Here is a 20,840-nt window from a genome sequence, read left to right as displayed (position 1 = left end):
TAGAGTCGAAGATGGCCATGCACAGTTACCCCTACATCTGGAACTACCTTCCACTCGTGCTTCAGGTCCTGGCCGCCCTCGGACTCGCTTTGGGCATGGTGGGCGCCTCTTTTTTCATCGGAAAACACAAAAACTCGCGCACCAAGGCCGGAGCCTACGAGTGCGGCATGGAGCCGGTGGGCGACGCTCGTGGCCGCTTCACCGTCCGCTTCTACATGGTTGCGATGCTCTTCATCCTGTTCGATGTTGAAGCCGTCTTCATGCTTCCCTGGGCTGTAATCTTCCGTCGCCTGCCAGCGATTACCGGCTCGCGCATGTTCGGCTTCTACGAGATGCTCGTCTATCTCGGCTTCGTCGCAGTAGGCCTTTTCTATGTTTGGAAGAAGGGCATCCTGGACTGGGCGAACGATAAGGGAGACCTCTAATGTACGATCCAGCCTCTGCCATCAAGGGCAAACAGGCCGTCTTCGAGGCGCATCCTGAAAACGCCGCCGTGAAAGCTCTGGCCGACCTTGCGACTGACGCCAAGTTCGACCGCGCCGAGCTCACCATCACCGTGGCTCGTGAGAGCATCGTCTCCGCAGCGAAAGCCGTCCAGCAAGCTGGATACAACTTCCTTGAGGATGTCACCGCTGTCGACTGGTACCCCTCTGAACCACGCTTCCAGATCTCTTACAGTATCCTTTCGCACAAGTTGAAAGAGCGTCTGCGCCTCGTCGTTCGTCTTGATGGAGAAGATGCCTCGCTCGACAGCATCACGTCGGTATGGCCCTCTGCCAACTTCTACGAGCGAGAAGTCTTCGATCTCTTTGGAGTTCACTTCGGTGGCCATCCTAATCTTCGCCGAATCATGATGCCGGAAGACTGGAAGGGGCATCCATTACGCAAGGACTACCCCGTGGAGGGCTACCGCTAATGACTCCCCCTGTTGAAGAACTTACCGGCGTGGCAGCGATCGATCCGGGCATTGACGATCTCATCGCCAACTCCGCACGAAATCGACAGAATCCGCCGTCCAAAGATCAGACCATGATCATCAACATGGGTCCGCAGCATCCTTCGACCCACGGTGTTCTGCGCCTCGTCATCGAGGTCGACGGCGAGACCATCGTCGGGCTGGCTCCGGACATCGGCTATCTTCACACTGGCATCGAGAAGACCTGCGAGGCCAAGTTCTACCAGCAGGTCGTCCCCATGACCGACCGCATCGACTATCTCTGTCCCATGACCAACAATCTCGCCTACTGCCTTGCAGTGGAGAAGTTGTTGGGGCTCGAGATTCCCGAACGCGCACAGTATCTCCGCGTCCTCTTCAACGAGCTGACGCGCATTCAGTCACACCTGGTCTGGCTTGGCACCCACGCCATGGACATCGGCGCTCTCACCGTCTTCCTCTACTGCTTCCGCGAGCGCGAGGATCTGCTGCGCATCTTTGAAGCGGTCGCCGGCCAGCGCATGATGACGAGCTACGTCCGCGTCGGCGGCCTTAGCCTGGAGCCGCCGCGGGATATCTACGACAAGATCCGCACCTTCCTCAAGAACTTCCCTGCCCACGTGGAGGAGTATGAGGGTCTGCTGCAGACCAACCCCATCTGGATGAATCGCCTGAAGGGCGTGGGCTACCTCTCAGCCGCAGACGCGATTGCGCTGGGCGTCACCGGCCCCCCGCTGCGAGCCTCTGGAGTCGACTTCGATGTTCGCCGGGATATGCCTTACTCGGGCTACGAGAAGTTTCAGTTCAACGTACCGGTCTCTGATGTCGGCGACGTTTGGGCGCGCTACATCGTTCGCATGCAGGAGTTCCGCGAGTCGGTCAAGATCTGCCTGCAGGCGCTCGATGGCCTTCCTGAAGGACACATCGTCGCGGATGCACCGAAGATCATCCTCCCGAATCGCGAGCAGATGAAGACTCAGATGGAGTCCCTCATCCATCACTTCAAGATTGTGACGGAAGGCTTTGGTGTTCCGGCAGGTGAGGCGACCAGCTCCGTCGAAGCACCGCACGGCATGATGAACTACTACGTTGTCTCCGATGGCACCGCCAAACCCTACCGCGTCCACATGCGCAATCCGGGATTCGCAACCCTGCAAGCACTCGAAACCATGTGCAAAGGCCGCCTCCTCGCCGATGTCGTCGCCGTCATCGGATCGATCGATATCGTTCTAGGCGAGATCGACCGCTAACCTCTGATGCTTGAAGCACGCCTCAGAGCTGAACTTTGGACCTCGTGGGCCTCGCTGCTTCGCTCTTACGCCGCCGCCCACGGAATGAACAGCAAGCACCATGCAGTAGTTGAAGTGGGAGCAGAAGAGATTACACTTCGTGTGGCCAGCCGCTGGCTTCGCTTCACGCACGAGACGATGGAATCAAGTGATGGAAGCCGCTCTGCCTTCAATATGCAGGAGGACGGAACGGTCAAACTGAACGGTATCGCCGAAGAGATGGACCTTGCCGCTGAGAGGCTGGCGCGGGAGATGATGCAGAGTGAGTGAAATAGCCAATACGATCTTTTCGCCAGAGACGGCCGCACGCTTTGACCATCTCGTCACTATCTACCCGCTCAAGCGGTCGGCGCTTGTGCCGATGCTGCTCTACGCACAGGATGAGATCGGCTATATCTCCGACGCCGTCATCTCCGAAATCGCACAGCGCATCGACCTTCTGGAGTTGGACGTACGCAATGTGCTTTCGTACTACTCCATGCTGCGCACCAAGCCCGCGGGCAAGTACAACGTGCAGGTCTGCACCAATATCTCCTGCATGCTGCGCGGTGGGTACGAGATCCTTGACCACTGCAAGCACAAGCTCGGCATCGGCCACAAAGGCACGACACCAGACGGCGTCTTCTCGCTGGAAGAGGTTGAATGCATCGGCGCTTGCTGCTGGGCGCCAGCTATCCAGATCAACTACGACTTCCACGACGACCTCACCACCGAAAAAGTCGACGTTCTGTTTCAGATGTATCGCGACGGGCTGAGTTTCGACGCGACGGGAAAGGACGTGAAGTAGATGCCATCACTCGTCTCGCACCCCGATGAGGTAAAAGTAGTCTCCCGCCGCTTCGGCCTGGGCGCAACCGATATCGACAAGTATGTCGAACTCGATGGCTATAAAGCCGTTCAGCAAGCCATCGCTAAAGGACCTGAGTGGATCATCACTGAGATGAAGGCCAGTGGCCTGCGCGGCCGTGGAGGCGCTGGTTTCCCGACCGGCATGAAGTGGTCCTTCGTCCCAAAGCAATCTGAAAAGCCGAAGTATGTGCTGGTAAACGGTGACGAATCCGAACCGGGCACCTGCAAGGATCACGTCCTCTTCCTGCACGATCCTCATGCCGTCATTGAAGGCACGATGATCGCAGGCCTCGCCATCGGCTCCAAACTCGGCTTCATCTATCTTCGTGGCGAGTATCGCTACCTGCTCAAGATTGTCGAGAAGGCCGTCGCCGACGCTTACGCAAAGGGCTTCCTGGGCAAAAACATCTTCGGCACCGGCGTGGACTTCGACATCATCACCCAGACCGGAGCAGGAGCATACGAGGTCGGCGAAGAGTCCGCCCTGATGGAGTCGCTCGAAGGCAAACGCGGAGTGCCTCGCATTAAGCCTCCCTTCCCTGCCGTTGTTGGGCTCTACGGCGGACCTACCGTCATCAATAATGCCGAAACCATCGCCAACGCGCCGCACATCCTGCTGATGGGCGGCGAGGCTTATGCCAAGCTTGGCAGCGAACGCAACGGCGGCACACGCCTCTTCGGCATCAGCGGTCATGTCGAACGCCCCGGAGTCTACGAGCTTCCGATGGGCTACAACCTCAAGCGAGCCATCTACGAGGTTGCCGGCGGTATTAAGGATGGCAAGAAGCTGAAAGCTGTCGTCCCCGGCGGATCGAGCTGTCCCGTCATGACCGCCGACGAGATCGACGTGGGCCTTGACTTCGACCAGATGGGCAAGGCCGGCACCATGCTCGGCTCGGGTGGCATCGTGGTGCTCGATGAGACCGTCTCCATCGTCGAGTTCGCGCTTCGCACCATCGCGTTCTACCAGCATGAATCCTGCGGCTGGTGCATTCCCTGCCGCGAGGGTACGGACTGGATCAAGAAGACTCTCACGCGCGTCTACAACGGTGGCGGCAATAAAAAAGATGTCGACAACGTTCAATATCTCGCCGAGAACATGCTGGGACGCACCTTCTGCCCGCTGGGCGACGCAGCGGCCATGCCCACCATCGCCTTCGTCAAAAAATTCCGCAAAGAGTTTGAAGACTACATCGAGGGCCACAAGGCCGGAACCCCCATCATCACTGTTGAACAGCTGGTCGGAGCGCACTGAAATGCTATTTGATGTACCCAGCATGAAAAAATTGACGAGAGTGCCTTACGAAGAAACTTACCGCCCACTTCGTCAGGCACTGGACAAAGTTAATCCCAACGCTTTCCCGATAATCCATAACGAACTTACTTCACGGTTTCATGGGCGACAAATAGATACCTCAAGTTGGATTCCCGGTAAAGATTGGACCGGGACTATTTACGATCCAATTTATGTAGCTTGCGGATTGGATGAAGCAGCGGCGGCAAAATTCTTCGGCCAGATCGTTTGGCAGGTTGTAATGGATCTTGATTCATGCTGGGCCTCAGGACATTACGAACTTGACGGCGTTCAGATCAAGGGTCGCACCTATTTCAGCATTGATTGCCCTAAGTAGAATCGGAGTTTTATGGCAGACGTAACCCTTACCGTAGACGGTAAAAAAATCACCGCACCCGCAGGCACGCTTCTGCTCGAGGCCTGCAAGTCCGCCGGTATTGAGATCCCAGCCTTCTGCTACTACCCCGGCCTCTCGTTACAGGCAGCATGCCGGATGTGCGTCGTGCGCATCGAGAAGATGCCGAAGCTCCAGACCGCCTGCACCACGCCGGTCGCCGAGGGCATGGTCGTGACCAGCGAGTCGCCCGAGATCGCCCAGGCCCGCAAGGCTACACTCCAGCTTCTGCTCGGCAACCATCCCCTCGACTGTCCGGTCTGCGACGCCGGCGGCGAGTGCGAGTTGCAGGACATGACCTTCAAGTATGGCGCGGCCGACAGCTTCTACGCCGAACCCAAGAACCATCGCGAAGAACAGAAGTGGTCCCCCGTCGTCTACTTCGATCGTCCGCGCTGCATCCTTTGTTATCGCTGCGTGCGCATGTGCGGCGAAGGCATGGACGTCTTTGCTCTCGGCATTCAAAACCGGGGCAGCTCTTCAGTCATCGCCCCAAATGTCCCCGCGCAGATGTCTCCCGACGATCTCGCCCACGTGGACTGCGAGCAGTGCGGCATGTGCATCGACGCCTGCCCGGTCGGCGCGCTGACCTCCGGCACCTATCGCTACAAGACGCGGCCCTGGGAGATGAATCACGTCTCGACCATCTGCACGCACTGCGGCGATGGATGCAAGACCACCCTCGGCGTTCGCAGCACCACGGACGGCTCCGAGATCGTCCGCGGCGACAACCGCGACAAATCCGGCATCAACGTCGACTTCCTCTGCAACAAGGGCCGCTACGCCTTCGACTTTGCCAACAATGAAGACCGCATCACCCAGCCGCTTGTTCGCCAGCCCAACGGCGAGATGAAGCCCGTCAGCTGGGAGGTTGCACTCGACCACGTCGGCAAGAGGCTCCGCGAACTTCGCGACACGCGCGGCGGCAAGAGCATTGGCGTCATCGGCTCCAATCGCACCACCAACGAAGAGGCCTACCTGCTACAGAAGTTCGCTCGCACCGTGCTGGGCACCAACAACATCGATCACCATCGCACCGCGGACTACGTAGCCTTTGCCCGCGCCCTAGCAGGAACCACAGATCGTACCGCCAGCCTGAAGGACACGCTGACCGCGCCGGCCATCATGATCCTCGGCGGCGACCCCACCATCCAGGCACCCGCCACCGCGTGGAATATCCGCACCAACGTCCGCAACAACCGCGCCCGGCTCTACATCGCCAACTCTGCCGAGATCAAGCTTCGCCGCCAGGCCAAGGCCTTCGCGCACATTGCACCCTTCAGCTACGGCGCACTGGCCAGCTTCATCGCCGGAGACGACAGTGCCGTTGATGCCCTCACCCACTCCGGCGCAGACGCATCCTCCTTTCACGAATTCCGCAAGGCCATCCGCGCCGAGGAGAGCCTCCTCGTCCTTCTCGGATCGGAGTTCCGCGACGCAGATCTGCAGCGCCTCCTCGCTTTCGGCAAGACGCTGCCGAACCGCAAGTTCGCCCTCATCTCCGACTACGTCAACTCACGCGGCGCAGCAGACATGGGCCTGCTCCCCGACCTGCTTCCCGGCTACACTCCACTCGCAGGCAACACCACCTTCGCCGAGTACAACACTCCTACCACTCCAGGTCTCGATCTGCTCGAGATGTTCGAAGCCGCTGGACGTGGCGAACTCTCAGCGCTCTACGTCGTCGGAACGAACCCAGTCTCCCGATACAGCGTCGATCCCGCATCCCTCAAGGACACCTTCGTGGTGGTGCAGGATATGTTCCTCACCGAGACCGCAGCCGTGGCCGATGTCATTCTTCCGGCCTCGAACCTCTACGAGAAGTCCGGCTCCGTGACCAACAGCTACGGCGACCTTCAGCTCGTAAACAAGGCTGGCGATCGTGCCGGAGTCCGCAGCGACTTCGAGTTGATCGTCCGGATCGCCGACAAGATGGGCGCGAACATGAAGGTTCTGGTTCCCTTCGGCAAAGGCACGCGGGCCGATATGGGCCAGTCCCGCGGCGCACAGTCCGGCGAGGCCGACCGCCATGCAGTGTGGCTTTCAGCGAACAACATGGAGCCGAAGCTCAGCCCCTTCGATCCCTTCGCAATTCTCGACGAGATACAGCGCCTCGTCCCCGGATACAACCTGCTACGCCTTCAGCTGCTCAGTGGCAACGACCAGCATCTGCAGCCAGCTGTAACCGTAACCGACCTCGTTCAAATAAGCAAACGCCGCGACCTCGTCCTTCCGGCGAACGATACACTATTTACCTCGGGCACCCTGGGACGCTACTCCGCCATGCTCTCCGACCTGCAGCATAACGAGAGCCTTCGTCCTCCAACCGGCCTCACCCAGATTCAGACTGCAGCCGACTAAGTAGACTCAACCGCAGACTCGAAACAACCACAGGAGCCCAACCCACCGCCGTGAGCCACCTCAGCCCATTTCAGACATTTCTGCTGCTCAGCATCCTCAAGGTTGCGGTGGTCACCGTCCTCACGCTGATGGCGGTCGCTTATACCGTTCTGCTGGAGAGAAAGTTCCTGGGCCGCATCCAGAATCGCTGGGGACCCTCCCGCGTCGGACCCTTCGGCCTGATGCAGCCGATGGCTGATGGCATCAAGCTCTTCCTCAAAGAGGACCTCCTGCCTATCGCGGCAGAACGGCCCCTCTTCATCGCCGCGCCGATCATCGCGCTGACCTGTGCACTGATCTCCATCGCGGTTGTCCCCTTCGGCGGTATGCAAACGGTTAAGGGCGTCGAGATGTTCAACATCGCCGACCTCAACATCGGGCTGCTCGTCATCCTGGGCATCACCTCCATCGGGGTCTACGGGATCGCACTCTCGGGGTGGTCCTCGAACAATAAGTTCTCCCTCCTCGGCAGCCTTCGTGCGACCTCGCAGATGATCAGCTACGAGTTGGCTCTCGGTCTGTCTCTTGTCGGCGTCGTTCTCCGTGCGCAGTCGCTCAGTCTGCGCGATATCGTCAACAGCCAGGGCGCACACGGCCTGCTTAGCTGGAACGTCTTTGGCGGCTTCCAGTTCGTTGGCTTCTTCATCTACATCATGGCCGCCTATGCTGAGACCAATCGCGCGCCCTTCGACCTTCCCGAAGCCGAGTCCGAGCTCGTCGCCGGCTATCACACCGAGTACAGCTCCATGAAGTTCGCCATGTTCTTCATGGCCGAGTACGCGAACATGATCACCGTAAGCTGCGTCGCTAGCTTGCTCTTCTTTGGCGGAGCCTCCAGCCCTCTCGGCCATCTGCTCCCAGCGGACTTTGGCGGCCCCATCCTCTCCGCCATCTTCCCAATCCTCTGGTTCGTAGGCAAGGTTCTAGGCTTCCTTCTGCTCTTTATCTGGGTACGTGGCACGCTGCCGCGCTTCCGTTACGACCAGCTCATGAGCTTCGGCTGGAAGTTTCTCCTGCCGCTTGCCATGGCCAACATCATCGTCACAAGTTTAGTCATTGCCTTACGGAGTTAGCTCCACGGAATAAGCAACAAGGTGTTTTACAATCAGCAGATAGCCCAGTTCTTCAAAATCGGCCTCTGCCCTGTTTTAAGCGTCTCAAGCGATTCACAAAGGACCTGACGGAAACATCATGCAACTGGCACTCTTTCTCATCTTTGGTGGGCTGGCCGTAGCAGGGGCGCTTAACCTCCTCCTGCAGCGCCATCCCATCAACAGCGCACTCTCGCTGGTCGTCGTCATGATGTCGCTGGCGGTCCTCTACTGGTCGCTGGGGGCCGAGTTCCTCGCCGCCTCCCAGGTCATCGTCTACTCGGGCGCCATCATGGTCTTCTTCGTCTTCGTCATCATGCTCCTGAACGCAGGCGAAGAGGAGCGAACCACTGGCAGCCGAGCCGCGTACCTCGTCGGCTTCCCCGGTGCCGCTGCCATCTTCTGTCTGCTCAGCTTCGTCTTCCTTTCAGAGCGCAAGGCTCTCGGCTACACCAACATCGGCGGCTATCTCAACCACGTCACCAGCAACATCTCCGAGATCAGCACCATCCTCTTCACCAAGCTGCTTCTGCCCTTCGAAGTCACCTCGATCCTCATCCTGGTAGCCATCCTCGGAGCCGTTGTGCTCGCGCGAAAGGAGCAATAGATGCTTCCACAAGTGCCCATCGCCGCCTACCTCATCCTCGCTGCTGTACTGTTCTCCACCGGCGTCGCGGCCTTCCTCATCAAACGCAACCTCATCACCATCTTCATGTCGATTGAGCTCATGCTCAACGCCGTCAACCTCACCTTCGTCGCCTTCGCGCATATGTGGCACCAGGTCTCCGGCCAAATCTTCGTCTTCTTCGTGATGGTGGTCGCCGCAGCCGAGGCCGCCGTCGGCCTTGCCATCATCATCGCCATCTTCCGCACGCGTGAAACGCTGAACGTCGACCAGATCGACCTGATGAAATCGTGACCTCTATGCCCTCTGCCTCCATGATCTCCGACTACCTCTGGCTGATCCCGCTCGTCCCCTTTGCCGGCTTTCTGATCAACGGCACAGTGGGCCGCAAGTTTCCCCGTCCTCTGATCTCCGCCGTCGCTCTGCTCTGCACTGCTATTCCAGCCGCGATCGTTGCGTGGCTCTGGATCGTCATGAAGGCCGAAGGTGCGCCCGAAGTCCTCCGCGTCGTCAGCCAGCCGTGGATCGCAATCACCGGCCTCCAGATCGACTTCGCCCTTACCGTCGATCACCTCACCCTCATCATGCTCGGCGTCGTCACCGGCGTCGGCTTCCTCATTCACGTTTATTCGGTCGGCTATATGGCGCATGAAGAGGGATACTGGCGTTTCTTCGCCTACCTGAACCTCTTCATGTTCTTCATGCTCGTCCTCGTCCTCGCTGAGAGCTTCCTCCTGCTCTTCGTCGGTTGGGAGGGAGTAGGTCTCGCCTCCTACCTACTCATCGGCTTCTACTTCACCAAGGACTCCGCCGCCAACGCCGGGAAAAAAGCATTCATCGTCAACCGCATCGGCGACTTCGGCTTCCTCCTCGCGATGTTCCTCCTCGTTCGCGAGTTCGGCTCCCTCGACTTCTCGCACATCTTTCAGGCGATCAGCGTCAACCCCGGCTGGAACGGCGGCATTCTCACCGCGATCGCCCTTCTGCTTGTCCTCGGTGCGGCGGGCAAATCCGCGCAGATCCCGCTGTACGTCTGGCTCCCCGACGCGATGGAAGGTCCCACCCCCGTCTCCGCGCTCATCCATGCGGCGACGATGGTCACCGCCGGCATCTACATGGTCGCGCGCTGCCATGTGCTCTTCGACCGCAGCCCCTACGCGCTCGGCGTCGTTGCTATCATCGGCGCGGCTACGGCCATCTTTGCCGCCTGCATCGGCATGGTACAGCACGATATCAAACGCGTCCTCGCCTACTCCACCGTCTCTCAGCTCGGCTATATGTTCCTGGCCTGCGGAGTCGGAGCCTACACGGCAGGCATCTTCCATCTGCTCACCCACGCCTTCTTCAAGGCGCTGCTCTTCCTCTCTGCCGGCTCGGTCATCCACGCGCTCTCCGGCGAGCAGGACATGCGCAAGATGGGCGGTCTCCGCAAGCGCATCCCGGTCACCTTCTGGACGATGACGATGGGCGTCTTCGCCATCTCCGGCATCCCGCCACTGGCCGGTTTCTTCTCCAAGGACGAGATCCTCTACCAGGCCTTCGTCTCGAACAATCCTCTAGGCAAACTGCTATGGCTAGTCGGCCTCATCACAGCGGGAATGACCTCCTTCTATATGTTCCGCCTCTGGTTCAAGACCTTCTTTGGTCCTGAACACTTTGAGGAGCGTACGGATCTCCACGATCACGGAGCAGCCGTCCACACTCACTCCGGCAGCCACGCCGTTATGGTCGTCGACCCAGAAGACAACCATACGCACGGCGTCCACGAGTCCCCCGCGATCATGACCGTTCCGCTCGCTATCCTCGCGCTGCTGTCGATTATTGGCGGGTGGGTAGGCGTTCCCGCAGCTATGGGCGGCCATAACGAGATCGAACACTTCCTGGATCCCGTCTTCAGCACAGGTGCCGCCGTCGAAGCAGCATCCACCAGCCACGGTTCCGAGCTTGGTCTCGCCGTAGTCTCCGTCCTCGTCGCACTCGCAGGTCTCGGCATCGCCTACCTCTTCTATTACAAGAAGCCCGGCACCGCCGCAGCCCTCGCAGCAAAAATGCCAGCCCTCTACAACCTCGTCGACCACAAGTTCTACATCGACGAGATCTATGGCGCCCTCATCGTCTCCCCGCTGCTCATGTTCAGCCGACTCTTCCTCGGCGGCATCATCGATGGCGGCATCGTCAACGGCTCTGGCGCCGCCGCTGGCGCAACTACGCGAGGCTTCAGCTCTCTCGTCCGCCGCGTTCAGTCTGGAAACATTCGCTCTTACGCCGGTTGGCTCGCACTCGGGGCCGCCGCCGTTCTACTCGTCATGATCTTCGGCCGCTCCATCTGGATGCACTAAGCAAGCTCGTTCTACCAGTACCCTGCTCTTGCACCACCCAAAGGAAACGATGAATATCGACCACACCATCCTGACCGTCCTCATCTTCGTCCCGCTCGCGGGCGCGGTCCTGCTGGCCTTGCTGCCCGACAAGGGCAAGCTGATGCAATGGGGTGCGCTCGCCGTCACCCTCATCACCTTCGTCTGCACCCTGCATCTGCCCGCACACTACGACTACTCCGCCGTCGCCGGCAGCTTCCAGTTCGAACAGAATCACGAGTGGATCACCTCGCCCGCCATCCGCTATCATCTCGGCGTTGACGGCCTTTCTATGTGGCTCGTCGTTCTCACAGGCTTCCTCGCCCCCCTCGGCGTCCTCGTCTCCTGGAACACCATCGGCGATCGCAAGAAGCTCTTCTACACTCTCTTCCTCCTGCAGCAGGTCGCGATGATCGGTATCTTCGTCTCGCTCGACCTCTTCCTCTACTACGCCTTCTGGGAACTCTCGCTGGTTCCCATGACATTGCTCATCGCAACCTTCGGCCGCAGCGCCAACCGTCGACGCGCCGCCATCAAATACTTCCTCTACACCTTCATCCCCTCAGCGATCCTCCTAGTCGGCATGCTCTGGGTCTACGCCCGCACCGGCACCTTCCAGCTCCCTGAGCTAGCCCAGCTTGCAGCCACCCACAATATCTCCAGCAATAACGCGGCACTCTGGCTGGCCTCGCTCGCCTTCCTCGTAGCCTTCGCGGTGAAAGTTCCAGTCTTCCCGCTCCACGGCTGGCTCTCTGACGCAATCGCCGAAGCCCCTACCGCCGCCGTGATGGTGTTGGTTGGCAAACTTGGCCTCTACTCCATCCTGCGCTTCTCCTTCAGCATCTTCCCCGAGCAGTCCCGCCAGATCGCCCCCCTCATGATCGCCCTCGGAGCCATCGGCATCGTCTACGGGGCACTCTTCGCTCTCGTTCAAAAAGATCTCAAGCAACTAGCCGCATACGGCGCACTCGGGCACGTCAGCGTCGTCATCCTCGGCATCTTCACCTTCACCATCGCGGGTATCGATGGAGGCATCTACGCCACCCTCAACGAAGGCATCGGCGCCGGAGCTTTCTTCATCCTTCTCGGCATCCTCTACGAGCGCTACGGCACCTACGACATGCGCGACTACGGTGGTCTCGCCGCCAAGCTTCCCTGGATGGTGACCCTCTTCGTCATCACAACCCTATCGGTGATCGGCTTGCCGATGCTCAACGGCTTCGTAGGCGAGTTCCTCGTCCTCACCGGCGGCATGCAGTCCGCAGTTACTCATCACACTCGCTGGACGGTGCTCGCCACCACTGGCGTCATCCTCACCGCCTCCTACATGCTCTGGATGATTCAGCGCGTCTTCTATGGCGATCTGAACGAGAACACAGCCGACGTTCCAGTCCCTGACGTCACCGCCCGCGAACACCTCGCACTCTGGCCTCTCATCGCCGTGATGTTGTTCATGGGCATCGCGTCCCCCTACTGGCTGCGCGCCATCGACACCGCAGGCACCTACCTCGCGCAGGAGCCGCAGCCCATCGAACCCGCAGCCGCCGTCAGCACCATCGTCCCACAGACATCCGCCGCCCAGGAGGCCACGAAGTAATGTCCCCTAACGTCCTGGCCCTCCTTCCCGAGCTTATCCTCACCCTCACCGGTGTCGTTGTCATGCTCGCGGAGCCATGCCTGAAGCCAGGCTCCAGCCGCAAGCCTCTCGGCTGGCTAGCTATCGCGGGCACCGTCGCCGCTCTCGCAGCAAGCTGGTATCAGATTCAGTTCGGCACCGTCCACGCCTTCTCCGGCACCATTCAGGTCGACGCCTTTTCTGTACTCTTCCACTTCGTCATCGGCTCCGTTGTCCTGGTCACCCTGCTAGGCTCACTCGATTTCTTCGAAGGCAATGCCAGCCACGCGGGCGAGTACTTTGCCCTCACGCTCTTCGGCGCAGTCGGCATGATGCTGATGACCTGCTCGGTCGAACTGCTCATGATCTTCGTCGGTCTGGAGATCTCCTCGATCTCAACCTACATTATGTGCGGCTTCCGCAAGGGTCAAGCCACCGGCACCGAGTCCTCAATCAAATATTTCCTGCTCGGCTCCTTCGCCACGGCCTTCTTCCTCTACGGCGTAGCCCTCGCGTTCGGAGCCACGGGCTCGACCAACATCTACGCTATCGCCCACGGCCTCGAGACCACTACAACTCCTGCCCTCGCCTTTACCGCCCTCGCGCTCATCGTTATCGGTCTCGGCTTTAAAGTCTCCGCCGCGCCCTTCCATGTCTGGACCCCTGATGTCTATCAGGGCGCACCAGCGCCGGTCGTTGGCCTCATGTCGACCGCTCCCAAAGCCGCTGCCTTCGCCGTCCTGCTGCGCATCACCTTCACCGGCTTCCCCACCTATCAACATCGCTGGGCCATCCTGATGTGGATTCTCGCCGCCCTGTCGATGACCATCGGCAACTTGGGCGCCCTGATGCAGCGCGACGTCAAGCGCATGCTCGCTTACTCCAGCATCGCCCACGCCGGCTACCTCCTCGTCGCCTTTACTGCTTTTCCCTACGACGGTATCGCCGCAGCCTGCTTTTACACAGCGACCTACGCCGCGATGAACGTCGGTGCCTTCGCGGTCGTCACGCAGATCTCCGGCTACGACGAGTGCGCTCGCAGCATCGACGACTTTACCGGCCTCGGCCAGAAGCGTCCCTACCTCGCCGCTCTGCTCAGCTTCTTCCTGCTTTCGCTCATCGGAATCCCCTTCACCGGCGGCTTCTTCGGCAAGTTCTACGTCTTCTCGGCGGCGATTCACGGCGGCAATGTGTGGCTGGCGGTCATCGGCCTGCTCAACAGTGGCGTCGCCTGCTTCTACTACCTGCGTCTACTGGCTGCGATCTACACGCGCCCCGGCAGCGAAAGTACCCGCCTCAACCAGCTTCGCCGCATCAGTGTTCCTGCGGCGATTGGGATTGGTCTTGCTGCTGTGGCGACGGGCGCTCTCGGCATTCTCCCCAGCGGTGCGGTCTCCTTTGCGGAGTACGCCAGCCACTCGACTCTCATCGAACAGGGCCGACAGGAGTGTGCCGCCTCTCCCGATAGCTGCCACCTCCAGCTGCAGTTCGACGAGAAGTAACTGCGTCCTGCCGGACGGGCCTCCTGCGCTCAGTCACCCCACAAACGAAGGCCTGTTTATGGGGACCCCGATTCAGCGGCCACCTCGTGGCGTGTATACCGGTTTTGCAAACACATAAATCTAGTTCCTCCCGCTGGTCGGCATGAATTTCTTCCGACCAACGGGAGGACCACACTTATCGCATCACCCAAAACAAGGTACACAAGTCACGAAGTGACCGCCCCGCGCGCAGCGGGCCCGTCCGGCAGGACATCTATCTTCTAACCAAAAGAAAGCCCCCGCATATAGCGGAGGCTTTCTTTTCCCACACTTCCCAAAGCTTACTGGACCTTGAGAAAGATGATGACAAACGTGAACAGCGCGAGCGACTCAATAAACGCCAGACCAAGAATCAGGAAGATAAAGATTCCAGGACGAGCGCCCGGGTTACGTGCCAGCGCCTCGGTTGCCGAAGCGGTCGCCTTACCCTGACCCAGACCGCAAAGACCAGCAGCCAGCGCCATGCCCAGACCCGCAGCCAGAGGAACCCACTGGGCTCCGGGGCTTGGGGCGGCAGCGCCCTGCGCAAAAGCCGGCGTTGCGAAAAGCAGCGCGGCCAACGACATAAAAAGATATTGCAGCTTCTTCATCGTGTTACTCCTGCCTCCGTGGATACGCCGCCAGTGGGTGGTTGATGCTCACCGTGCTGGCACCCTCACGCTATGCGGCGTTGTTGCACACTGCGAGAGGAGGCCCCAACGCAGCGAAACTTGATAGCCCAAGGCTTTAGCCTTGGGTATGCGAAGCATCAATGATCGTGCGCCGTTGCCAGCGAGAGATAGATCGCCGCCAGCAGAAAGAACACGTAAGCCTGCACCACAGCCACGCCAAGGTGCAGCCCCAGGAAGATCAGCGGAATTCCAACCGGAACCAGCGAGAAGAATGCGATCGTCACCAGGTCTCCCGCAAACATATTCGCGTAGAGACGAACCGTCAGCGAGAGAACGCGAGCGAGGTGCGAGATGATCTCAATCGGCAGCAGCAGCGGGTACAACCACCACACCGGACCCAGAAACTGCTTAATGTATGCCCAGCCGTTCTCGCGAATCCCGTGATAGTGGTAGTAGATGAACGTCACCAGCGCGAAGCCTAGCGGCACCACGGCATAAGCCGTAGGAGACTTCAGCCCGGGAATGATGCCCATCAGGTTGGCCAGCAAAATAAACAGCCCCAGGGATGTCAGGTAGCTCGTGAAACGCTCCGACCCGTGGCCGATGATCTGCTCGCCCTGCTCCGAGACAAACTCATGGGTCATCTCTGCCAGGTGCTGCGCGCCGGCTGGCTTCTCAACGCTCAACGTCGTCCGTACCAGGGTGAAGTACGCGATCAGCAAGAGAAAAACCAGCAACTCCATCGCAAACGAATCCGTAATCGGATAGGCCGGGTACTTCGGATGCACATGCAGCGTCTGCAGCAGCGAGGTCGTGAACGCACCGAAGTGCTGATTCAAAAATTGAGTGAAGAGTGTCTGTGTTGGCATATAAATAAACTTCTTTTCAGTCTGATCCGCGAACGCCCGGCCTAAACCGTCCACGCCTTCATTAGCCTCAAACCCTCGATCGTCAGTGCAAACACACCCAGAGCGAGGCCAGCGGCAAGCGCGTAGACCGAACCATTCAGAATCTTAAGGCTAACATAAAGCAGCACTACGGTCAGCCCCAGCCGCAGGAAGAAACCGAACAAAATCAGTCCCATCGGCTTCGCTTTTCCTCCGCCATCCATCCGAACCATCACCGCCGTCATCAACCGCAGCCACTCAAACAGACCCGACCCCGAGATCAGCGCCCCCACCAGCAGCAAAACCGCGGACTGCCAGCCCATCTTCCACCACACCAGCGGCGCTGCAACCACGGTAATGACCACCAGCAACCGCAACGCGCTCAAGATCGTCCGTTTGAAGTCCGCGTCGCTGAAGCTCTCCATCGTCTTCACAAGATCATCCTCACCTGCGCTCTTATCCACGCTTGATATACCGCGACGCCGTCCGAAAGATCTGGACGAATCCCGCCGCTGCCCCAAGCAGTATCCCGACAACCGTGATCCAGCCTTGATGAAAGTGCCGATCCAGCCAGCTCCCCACTAACCACCCGATGACGCACCCAGCCGGCAGAGCAATCGCCAACTGAATCATCGATTCAGCCTTCACCAACTCACCGAGCGCACCTTTGCCGCCTCCACTCGCGCCGTTACCGCCGTTCCCTGCTCCATCATCCGCCATAGCAGGACTATTACACCACGCATACAGCGTCCGATGGGATCTCATCTTCGATTTCCGTCCTCCGAAAGGATCCATCTCCTCAACCCTCGGTACGTCGTAGAATTTTTCGATGAGCACCGACTCCGATTGCGTTATCGACCTCTATGAAAGGCACGCCGCAGCCTGGGCTAACGAGCGGCTGCGCGAGAATAACTTTTGCGAACGCGGGTGGTTGAATCGCTTTTGCGCGCTGATTCCAACGGGCGGATCGGTCTTGGACATCGGCTGCGGAGCCGGTGCTCCAATCGCAAAACATCTTAGCGAAAGCGGCTACGCCGTGACCGGCATTGACTCCTCGGCCACGATGATCGCCATGTTTCAAGCGCGTTTGCCCAGTCAGCAGGCGCTTCTTTCAGATATGCGCACATTGTGTCTTGAGCAACGTTTTGACGGCATCCTCGCCTGGGATAGCTTCTTTCACTTGAATCATGAGAACCAGAGGCGGATGTTTTCGATATTCAAAGCGCACGCCGCCCCGCACGCCGCGCTGATGTTCACGAGCGGAAGTTCGTATGGTGAGGCGATTGGGCAGCTTCATGGTGAGCCGTTGTATCATGCGAGTCTTGACTCGGCCGAGTACATCAGGTTGCTCAGCGAGCACGGCTTCGCGGTCGTCGCCACTGTATCAGAGGATCAAACTTGCGGCGGCCGCGCCGTTTGGCTCGCCCAACTGCAATAGGACGCTTTACACCTTTAAGCAAGAATTCAAAGTGAGACGCTCCCCACTCGCTTCACACACTCTCATATACTGGGGTGTCAGCAACATCCAGCCAAAGGAATCCCTGTGTACGAGTCGGAGTTCGAAAAAAATCTCTATCAGCAGCGCCGCGACAAGCTCCAGCAGATTGCCGCCCTCGGTCAGCTCGAAGGCCTCAGCCACGCCGAGGCGACCTACCCCAATCACTACGCCGCCAGCCACACCATCCCCGAGATCCGCGCCGCCTACGACCCCCTCGCCGCCGAGCAGCTCGACGCCGACCCCATCCTCGTCAGCATCGCCGGCCGCATCATGGCCATCCGCGTTCAGGGCAAGGCTGGCTTCGCGCAGCTCCAGCAAGGCGGCCAGCGCTTCCAGATCTACGTCCGCAAAGACGACGTTGGTGAAAACACCTTCGCTCTCTACAAGCTCCTCGACCTCGGCGACCACATCGGCGTCCGCGGCCATCTCTTCCGCACCCGCACCGGCGAGCTCACCATCCACGTTGGCGGCTTCGACAACCTGCCCGCGCTAACCTTCCTCACCAAGGCCATGCTGTCTTTGCCAGATAAGTATCACGGCCTCGAAGACACCGAGCTTCGCTACCGCCAGCGCTACGTCGACCTCTTCATGAACACCGGCGCCACCAAGCCCGCCACCTCAGGCGAAGCACCAGCCGAGCCGGCCGAACCCGAAACGCCCAACGTCCGCGAGGTCTTCGTCAAGCGCGCCGCCATCCTCCGCGCCATCCGCAAGTTCTTCGACCGCCGCGGCTACCTCGAAGTCGAAACCCCCATGATGCATCAGGTAGCCGGAGGCGCAGCCGCCCAGCCCTTTACCACCCATCACAATGCGCTCGACCTCGACCTCTTCCTTCGCATCGCGCCCGAGCTCTACCTCAAGCGCCTCGTCGTAGGCGGCCTCGATCGCGTCTACGAGATCAACCGCAACTTCCGCAACGAAGGCATCAGCACCCGCCACAACCCCGAGTTCACCATGCTCGAGTTCTACCAAGCCTACGCGAACTATCACGATCTGATGACCCTCAGCGAAGAACTTGTAATCTGCGTCGCCAAAGAGGTCAACGGCTCGACCATCACCCACTTCAACGGACACGAGATCGATCTCAGCAAATGGACCAAGCTCTCCATGCGCGAGGCCATCATCAAGTGGTGGCCGCCGAACGCACCAATTCAACCAACCGTAGAAGATTTTTCTTCTGAGGAAAAATTCAGAGCGCTCATCGACGAAGGAGAAAAGTTCGCCGACCCGGAGAAGTCGTCCTTCGATCGCGCCCTCAATCGCCTCGGCGCAGACTGCCACTTCGTTCGCGAGTTCGTCCTCGACAAGGGCGCACCCTACGGCAAAGCCATCTCCGATCTCTTCGAGCTGAGAGCCGAAGCCCTGCGAGGCGGCGAGATGGGCATCGAAGAACCACTCATCCAGCCCACCATCATCTACGACTTCCCCCTGGCCGTAAGCCCCCTCTCGAAGATCAAACCCGACGAGCCCGGCTGGGTCGAGCGTTTCGAGTTCTACATCGGAGGCTTCGAGGTCGGCAACGCCTTCTCCGAGCTCAACGACCCCGACGACCAGCGCACCCGCTTCGAGCAGCAGATGGCCGAAAAGGCACGTGGCGACAACGAAGCCCACCAGATGGACGAGGATTACGTTCGCGCCCTCGGCTACGGCCTGCCCCCGACAGCAGGCGAAGGCATCGGCATCGACCGCCTCACCATGCTCCTCACCAACTCCAAATCCATCCGCGACGTCATCCTCTTTCCCCTCCTGCGCCCCCATGTCAAACAGTCCGACGCAGCCGAAGCCAAACACGGCGCGTCAGCCGAATAAACCATAGTCAGCCGAATAGAACACAGCCGCTCGAATAGCGCACACGCGGCGACGCCAGCCCCGTCGCCGCGCCCCAAACGCGTTATCCTTATCCTGTGGCCACCTCCGCGACAACCGATCACGTCCTCGCGCCCGCGAAGTCCCATTCGCTGCTCGCCGACTACGCCACTCTCTTCAAACTCCGCGTCTCAACCATGGTCATCATCACCGCCGGAGCAGGCTTCTATCTGGGCAGCCTCCGCAGCGGCATCAGCCCCTTCCACGCCGGTCTCCTCCAGGCTCTCGCAGGAATCGCCGTCGTAACCTGCGGCAGCAGCGCGCTCAACCAGGCCCTCGAACGCAAAACCGACTCGCTTATGCGCCGCACCGCCTCACGCCCCATGGCAGCCGGTAGAATCTCGCTCACGCACGGCCTCATCCTTGGTTTCGCGGCCATCTTCCTCGGCTCGCTCTACCTCGCCTACACCACCAACCTGCTCACCGGAACCCTCACACTCCTCACCGCGATCGGCTACGTCGCCATCTACACCCCGCTCAAGCGCGTCACCACCATCAACACCTTCATCGGCGCATTCCCCGGCGCACTGCCCCCCCTCATCGGCTGGACCGCCGCACGCGGCATCATCGAGTGGCCCGGCGTAGCTCTCTTCGCCATCCTCTTCGTCTGGCAGTTCCCCCACTTCATGGCCATCGGCTGGATGTACCGCGACGACTACGCCCGCGCCGGCATCCGCCTCACACCCAACCTGCCAAATACCCAGTACGCCGCACAGAGCACAGTCATTCAGGCCCTCTTCTACGCGGTCCTTATGATCCCAGCCAGCCTGTGGCCCGCAGCGCTACACACCACCGGCTACTTCTACGCAGTCGCAGCGACGATCCTGGGTACAGGCTACCTCTGGTACACCATTCGCTTCGCGCGCATCCTCCGCAATCCCGACTCCGACTCCTCGCGCCTCGTAGCCCGCGATCTCCTCCGCGCCTCAGTGATTTATCTCCCGCTACTTTTAGCCGCCATGATGCTAGACGCCAAAGGACGTCTTCTCTTCTAATGCCCGCGCAAACTGCTCTGCCCAACAAAAATCCCGGCGCAAACCTGCGCACTCCGCCAAGCATCATCGCGACTATCATCGTCGTCAGCGCCGCGGCCAGCGCACTCATCTGCTACCTCGTCTACTTCCATGCGCCGCTTGATATCACCGGCAATCATCTTCGCTCGCTCCCGCTACTCAATGCGATCCTCAACGCCCTCTGCACCATCGCGCTTATCATTGGCTTCGGCTATATCAGAGCTCGCCGCGTTACCCAACACCGCGCGGCCATGTTCACGGCGTTCTTCTTCTCCACCATCTTTCTCGTCTCCTACCTGACCAACTTCACCCTCCATGGCGAAACTCACTTCAACCGCCTCAGCCCATGGTGGCCCTTCTACTGGAAGCTCCTCGCCTCCCACATCTTCCTCTCGGTCGTCGCCCTGCCGATGATCCTGATCACATTCTTCCTTTCGCTCACCGGCCGCTTCCCGACGCACAAAAAACTTGCACGCTACACCTTCCCCATCTGGCTCTACGTCTCCGTCACCGGAGTCATCGTATACGCCATGCAAGCCTTGATTCACTAAGGAAGATCCACTCACGCAGATTCAC

General features: G+C 59.7%; 22 protein-coding genes. 18 read left to right on the top strand and 4 right to left on the bottom strand.

Annotation, left to right across the window (positions count from 1 at the left end; genetic code table 11):
* Positions 1-17 precede the first annotated feature (17 nt).
* From RBB75_RS15765 to RBB75_RS15700, 14 genes are all read left to right on the top strand, one after another.
* Positions 18-425, top strand: coding sequence for an NADH-quinone oxidoreductase subunit A (locus RBB75_RS15765; protein ID WP_179638823.1), 408 nt, complete (start codon positions 18-20; stop codon positions 423-425).
* Positions 425-916 carry an NADH-quinone oxidoreductase subunit C gene (locus tag RBB75_RS15760; RefSeq protein WP_353068621.1) on the top strand — a complete coding sequence of 164 codons (492 nt, stop codon included), beginning with the start codon at positions 425-427 and terminating at the stop codon, positions 914-916. The genes RBB75_RS15765 and RBB75_RS15760 overlap by 1 nt, the downstream gene beginning before the upstream one ends.
* Entirely contained in the window at positions 916-2,184 is a 1,269-nt protein-coding gene (nuoD, locus tag RBB75_RS15755; RefSeq protein ID WP_353068620.1) for an NADH dehydrogenase (quinone) subunit D, read from the top strand. The genes RBB75_RS15760 and nuoD overlap by 1 nt, the downstream gene beginning before the upstream one ends.
* A gap of 6 nt (positions 2,185-2,190) precedes the next feature.
* Entirely contained in the window at positions 2,191-2,493 is a 303-nt protein-coding gene (locus tag RBB75_RS15750; RefSeq protein ID WP_353068619.1) for a transcriptional regulator, read from the top strand.
* Positions 2,486-3,010: an NAD(P)H-dependent oxidoreductase subunit E gene (locus tag RBB75_RS15745; RefSeq protein WP_353068618.1), complete on the top strand. Its 525-nt coding sequence runs from the start codon at positions 2,486-2,488 to the stop codon at positions 3,008-3,010. The genes RBB75_RS15750 and RBB75_RS15745 overlap by 8 nt, the downstream gene beginning before the upstream one ends.
* Positions 3,011-4,327 (top strand): NADH-quinone oxidoreductase subunit NuoF, encoded by a 1,317-nt coding sequence (gene nuoF, locus RBB75_RS15740; protein ID WP_179637653.1) that lies wholly within the window; start codon positions 3,011-3,013, stop codon positions 4,325-4,327.
* 1 nt (position 4,328) lies between these two features.
* Positions 4,329-4,703, top strand: a complete 375-nt coding sequence (locus tag RBB75_RS15735; RefSeq protein WP_353068617.1) for a hypothetical protein — start codon at positions 4,329-4,331, stop codon at positions 4,701-4,703.
* A gap of 12 nt (positions 4,704-4,715) precedes the next feature.
* Positions 4,716-7,121, top strand: coding sequence for a molybdopterin-dependent oxidoreductase (locus RBB75_RS15730; protein WP_353068616.1), 2,406 nt, complete (start codon positions 4,716-4,718; stop codon positions 7,119-7,121).
* A 50-nt stretch (positions 7,122-7,171) separates the two neighbouring features.
* Positions 7,172-8,233 carry an NADH-quinone oxidoreductase subunit NuoH gene (gene nuoH, locus RBB75_RS15725; protein ID WP_179637651.1) on the top strand — a complete coding sequence of 354 codons (1,062 nt, stop codon included), beginning with the start codon at positions 7,172-7,174 and terminating at the stop codon, positions 8,231-8,233.
* A gap of 118 nt (positions 8,234-8,351) precedes the next feature.
* Positions 8,352-8,858 (top strand): NADH-quinone oxidoreductase subunit J family protein, encoded by a 507-nt coding sequence (locus RBB75_RS15720; RefSeq protein WP_179582173.1) that lies wholly within the window; start codon positions 8,352-8,354, stop codon positions 8,856-8,858.
* Complete coding sequence (nuoK, locus tag RBB75_RS15715) at positions 8,859-9,170, top strand: NADH-quinone oxidoreductase subunit NuoK (protein ID WP_179637650.1); 312 nt, start codon at positions 8,859-8,861, stop codon at positions 9,168-9,170.
* 5 nt (positions 9,171-9,175) lie between these two features.
* Positions 9,176-11,215 carry an NADH-quinone oxidoreductase subunit L gene (nuoL, locus tag RBB75_RS15710; protein ID WP_353068615.1) on the top strand — a complete coding sequence of 680 codons (2,040 nt, stop codon included), beginning with the start codon at positions 9,176-9,178 and terminating at the stop codon, positions 11,213-11,215.
* Positions 11,216-11,264: 49 nt separating this feature from the next.
* The gene (locus RBB75_RS15705; RefSeq protein WP_353068614.1) at positions 11,265-12,830 is read left to right on the top strand and encodes a complex I subunit 4 family protein; all 1,566 of its coding nucleotides are present in this window, start codon (positions 11,265-11,267) and stop codon (positions 12,828-12,830) included.
* Positions 12,830-14,350, top strand: coding sequence for an NADH-quinone oxidoreductase subunit N (locus RBB75_RS15700; RefSeq protein ID WP_353068613.1), 1,521 nt, complete (start codon positions 12,830-12,832; stop codon positions 14,348-14,350). Before RBB75_RS15705 ends, RBB75_RS15700 begins: the two co-directional genes overlap by 1 nt.
* 320 nt (positions 14,351-14,670) lie before the next feature.
* On the opposite strand, the gene RBB75_RS15695 is transcribed toward RBB75_RS15700, so the two are convergent.
* The 4 genes from RBB75_RS15695 to RBB75_RS15680 form a co-directional block, all read right to left on the bottom strand.
* Positions 14,671-14,979 (bottom strand): ATP synthase F0 subunit C, encoded by a 309-nt coding sequence (locus tag RBB75_RS15695; protein ID WP_183975390.1) that lies wholly within the window; start codon positions 14,977-14,979, stop codon positions 14,671-14,673.
* A 158-nt stretch (positions 14,980-15,137) separates the two neighbouring features.
* Positions 15,138-15,869 carry a F0F1 ATP synthase subunit A gene (atpB, locus tag RBB75_RS15690; RefSeq protein ID WP_353068612.1) on the bottom strand — a complete coding sequence of 244 codons (732 nt, stop codon included), beginning with the start codon at positions 15,867-15,869 and terminating at the stop codon, positions 15,138-15,140.
* Between the two features lie 41 nt (positions 15,870-15,910).
* Positions 15,911-16,351 carry an ATP synthase subunit I gene (locus RBB75_RS15685; RefSeq protein WP_353068611.1) on the bottom strand — a complete coding sequence of 147 codons (441 nt, stop codon included), beginning with the start codon at positions 16,349-16,351 and terminating at the stop codon, positions 15,911-15,913.
* The gene (locus tag RBB75_RS15680) at positions 16,344-16,652 is read right to left on the bottom strand and encodes an AtpZ/AtpI family protein (protein ID WP_257030886.1); all 309 of its coding nucleotides are present in this window, start codon (positions 16,650-16,652) and stop codon (positions 16,344-16,346) included. The genes RBB75_RS15685 and RBB75_RS15680 overlap by 8 nt, the downstream gene beginning before the upstream one ends.
* Positions 16,653-16,716: 64 nt before the next feature.
* On the opposite strand from RBB75_RS15680, the gene RBB75_RS15675 reads away from it, so the two are divergent.
* From RBB75_RS15675 to RBB75_RS15660, 4 genes are all read left to right on the top strand, one after another.
* Positions 16,717-17,325, top strand: coding sequence for a class I SAM-dependent methyltransferase (locus tag RBB75_RS15675; protein ID WP_179637645.1), 609 nt, complete (start codon positions 16,717-16,719; stop codon positions 17,323-17,325).
* Positions 17,326-17,430: 105 nt separating this feature from the next.
* On the top strand, positions 17,431-19,194 hold the full coding sequence (locus RBB75_RS15670; protein WP_179637644.1) for a lysine--tRNA ligase: 1,764 nt from the start codon (positions 17,431-17,433) through the stop codon (positions 19,192-19,194).
* Positions 19,195-19,289: 95 nt separating this feature from the next.
* On the top strand, positions 19,290-20,246 hold the full coding sequence (gene cyoE / locus RBB75_RS15665; protein ID WP_179637643.1) for a heme o synthase: 957 nt from the start codon (positions 19,290-19,292) through the stop codon (positions 20,244-20,246).
* The gene (locus RBB75_RS15660) at positions 20,246-20,815 is read left to right on the top strand and encodes a DUF420 domain-containing protein (RefSeq protein ID WP_353068610.1); all 570 of its coding nucleotides are present in this window, start codon (positions 20,246-20,248) and stop codon (positions 20,813-20,815) included. The genes cyoE and RBB75_RS15660 overlap by 1 nt, the downstream gene beginning before the upstream one ends.
* The last annotated feature ends 25 nt before the right edge of the window (positions 20,816-20,840 follow it).

Source organism: Tunturibacter empetritectus (genome assembly GCF_040358985.1).
In the GTDB taxonomy this organism is placed as follows: Bacteria; Acidobacteriota; Terriglobia; order Terriglobales; family Acidobacteriaceae; genus Edaphobacter; species Edaphobacter empetritectus.
This window is presented reverse-complemented; position numbering and strand designations above follow the sequence as displayed.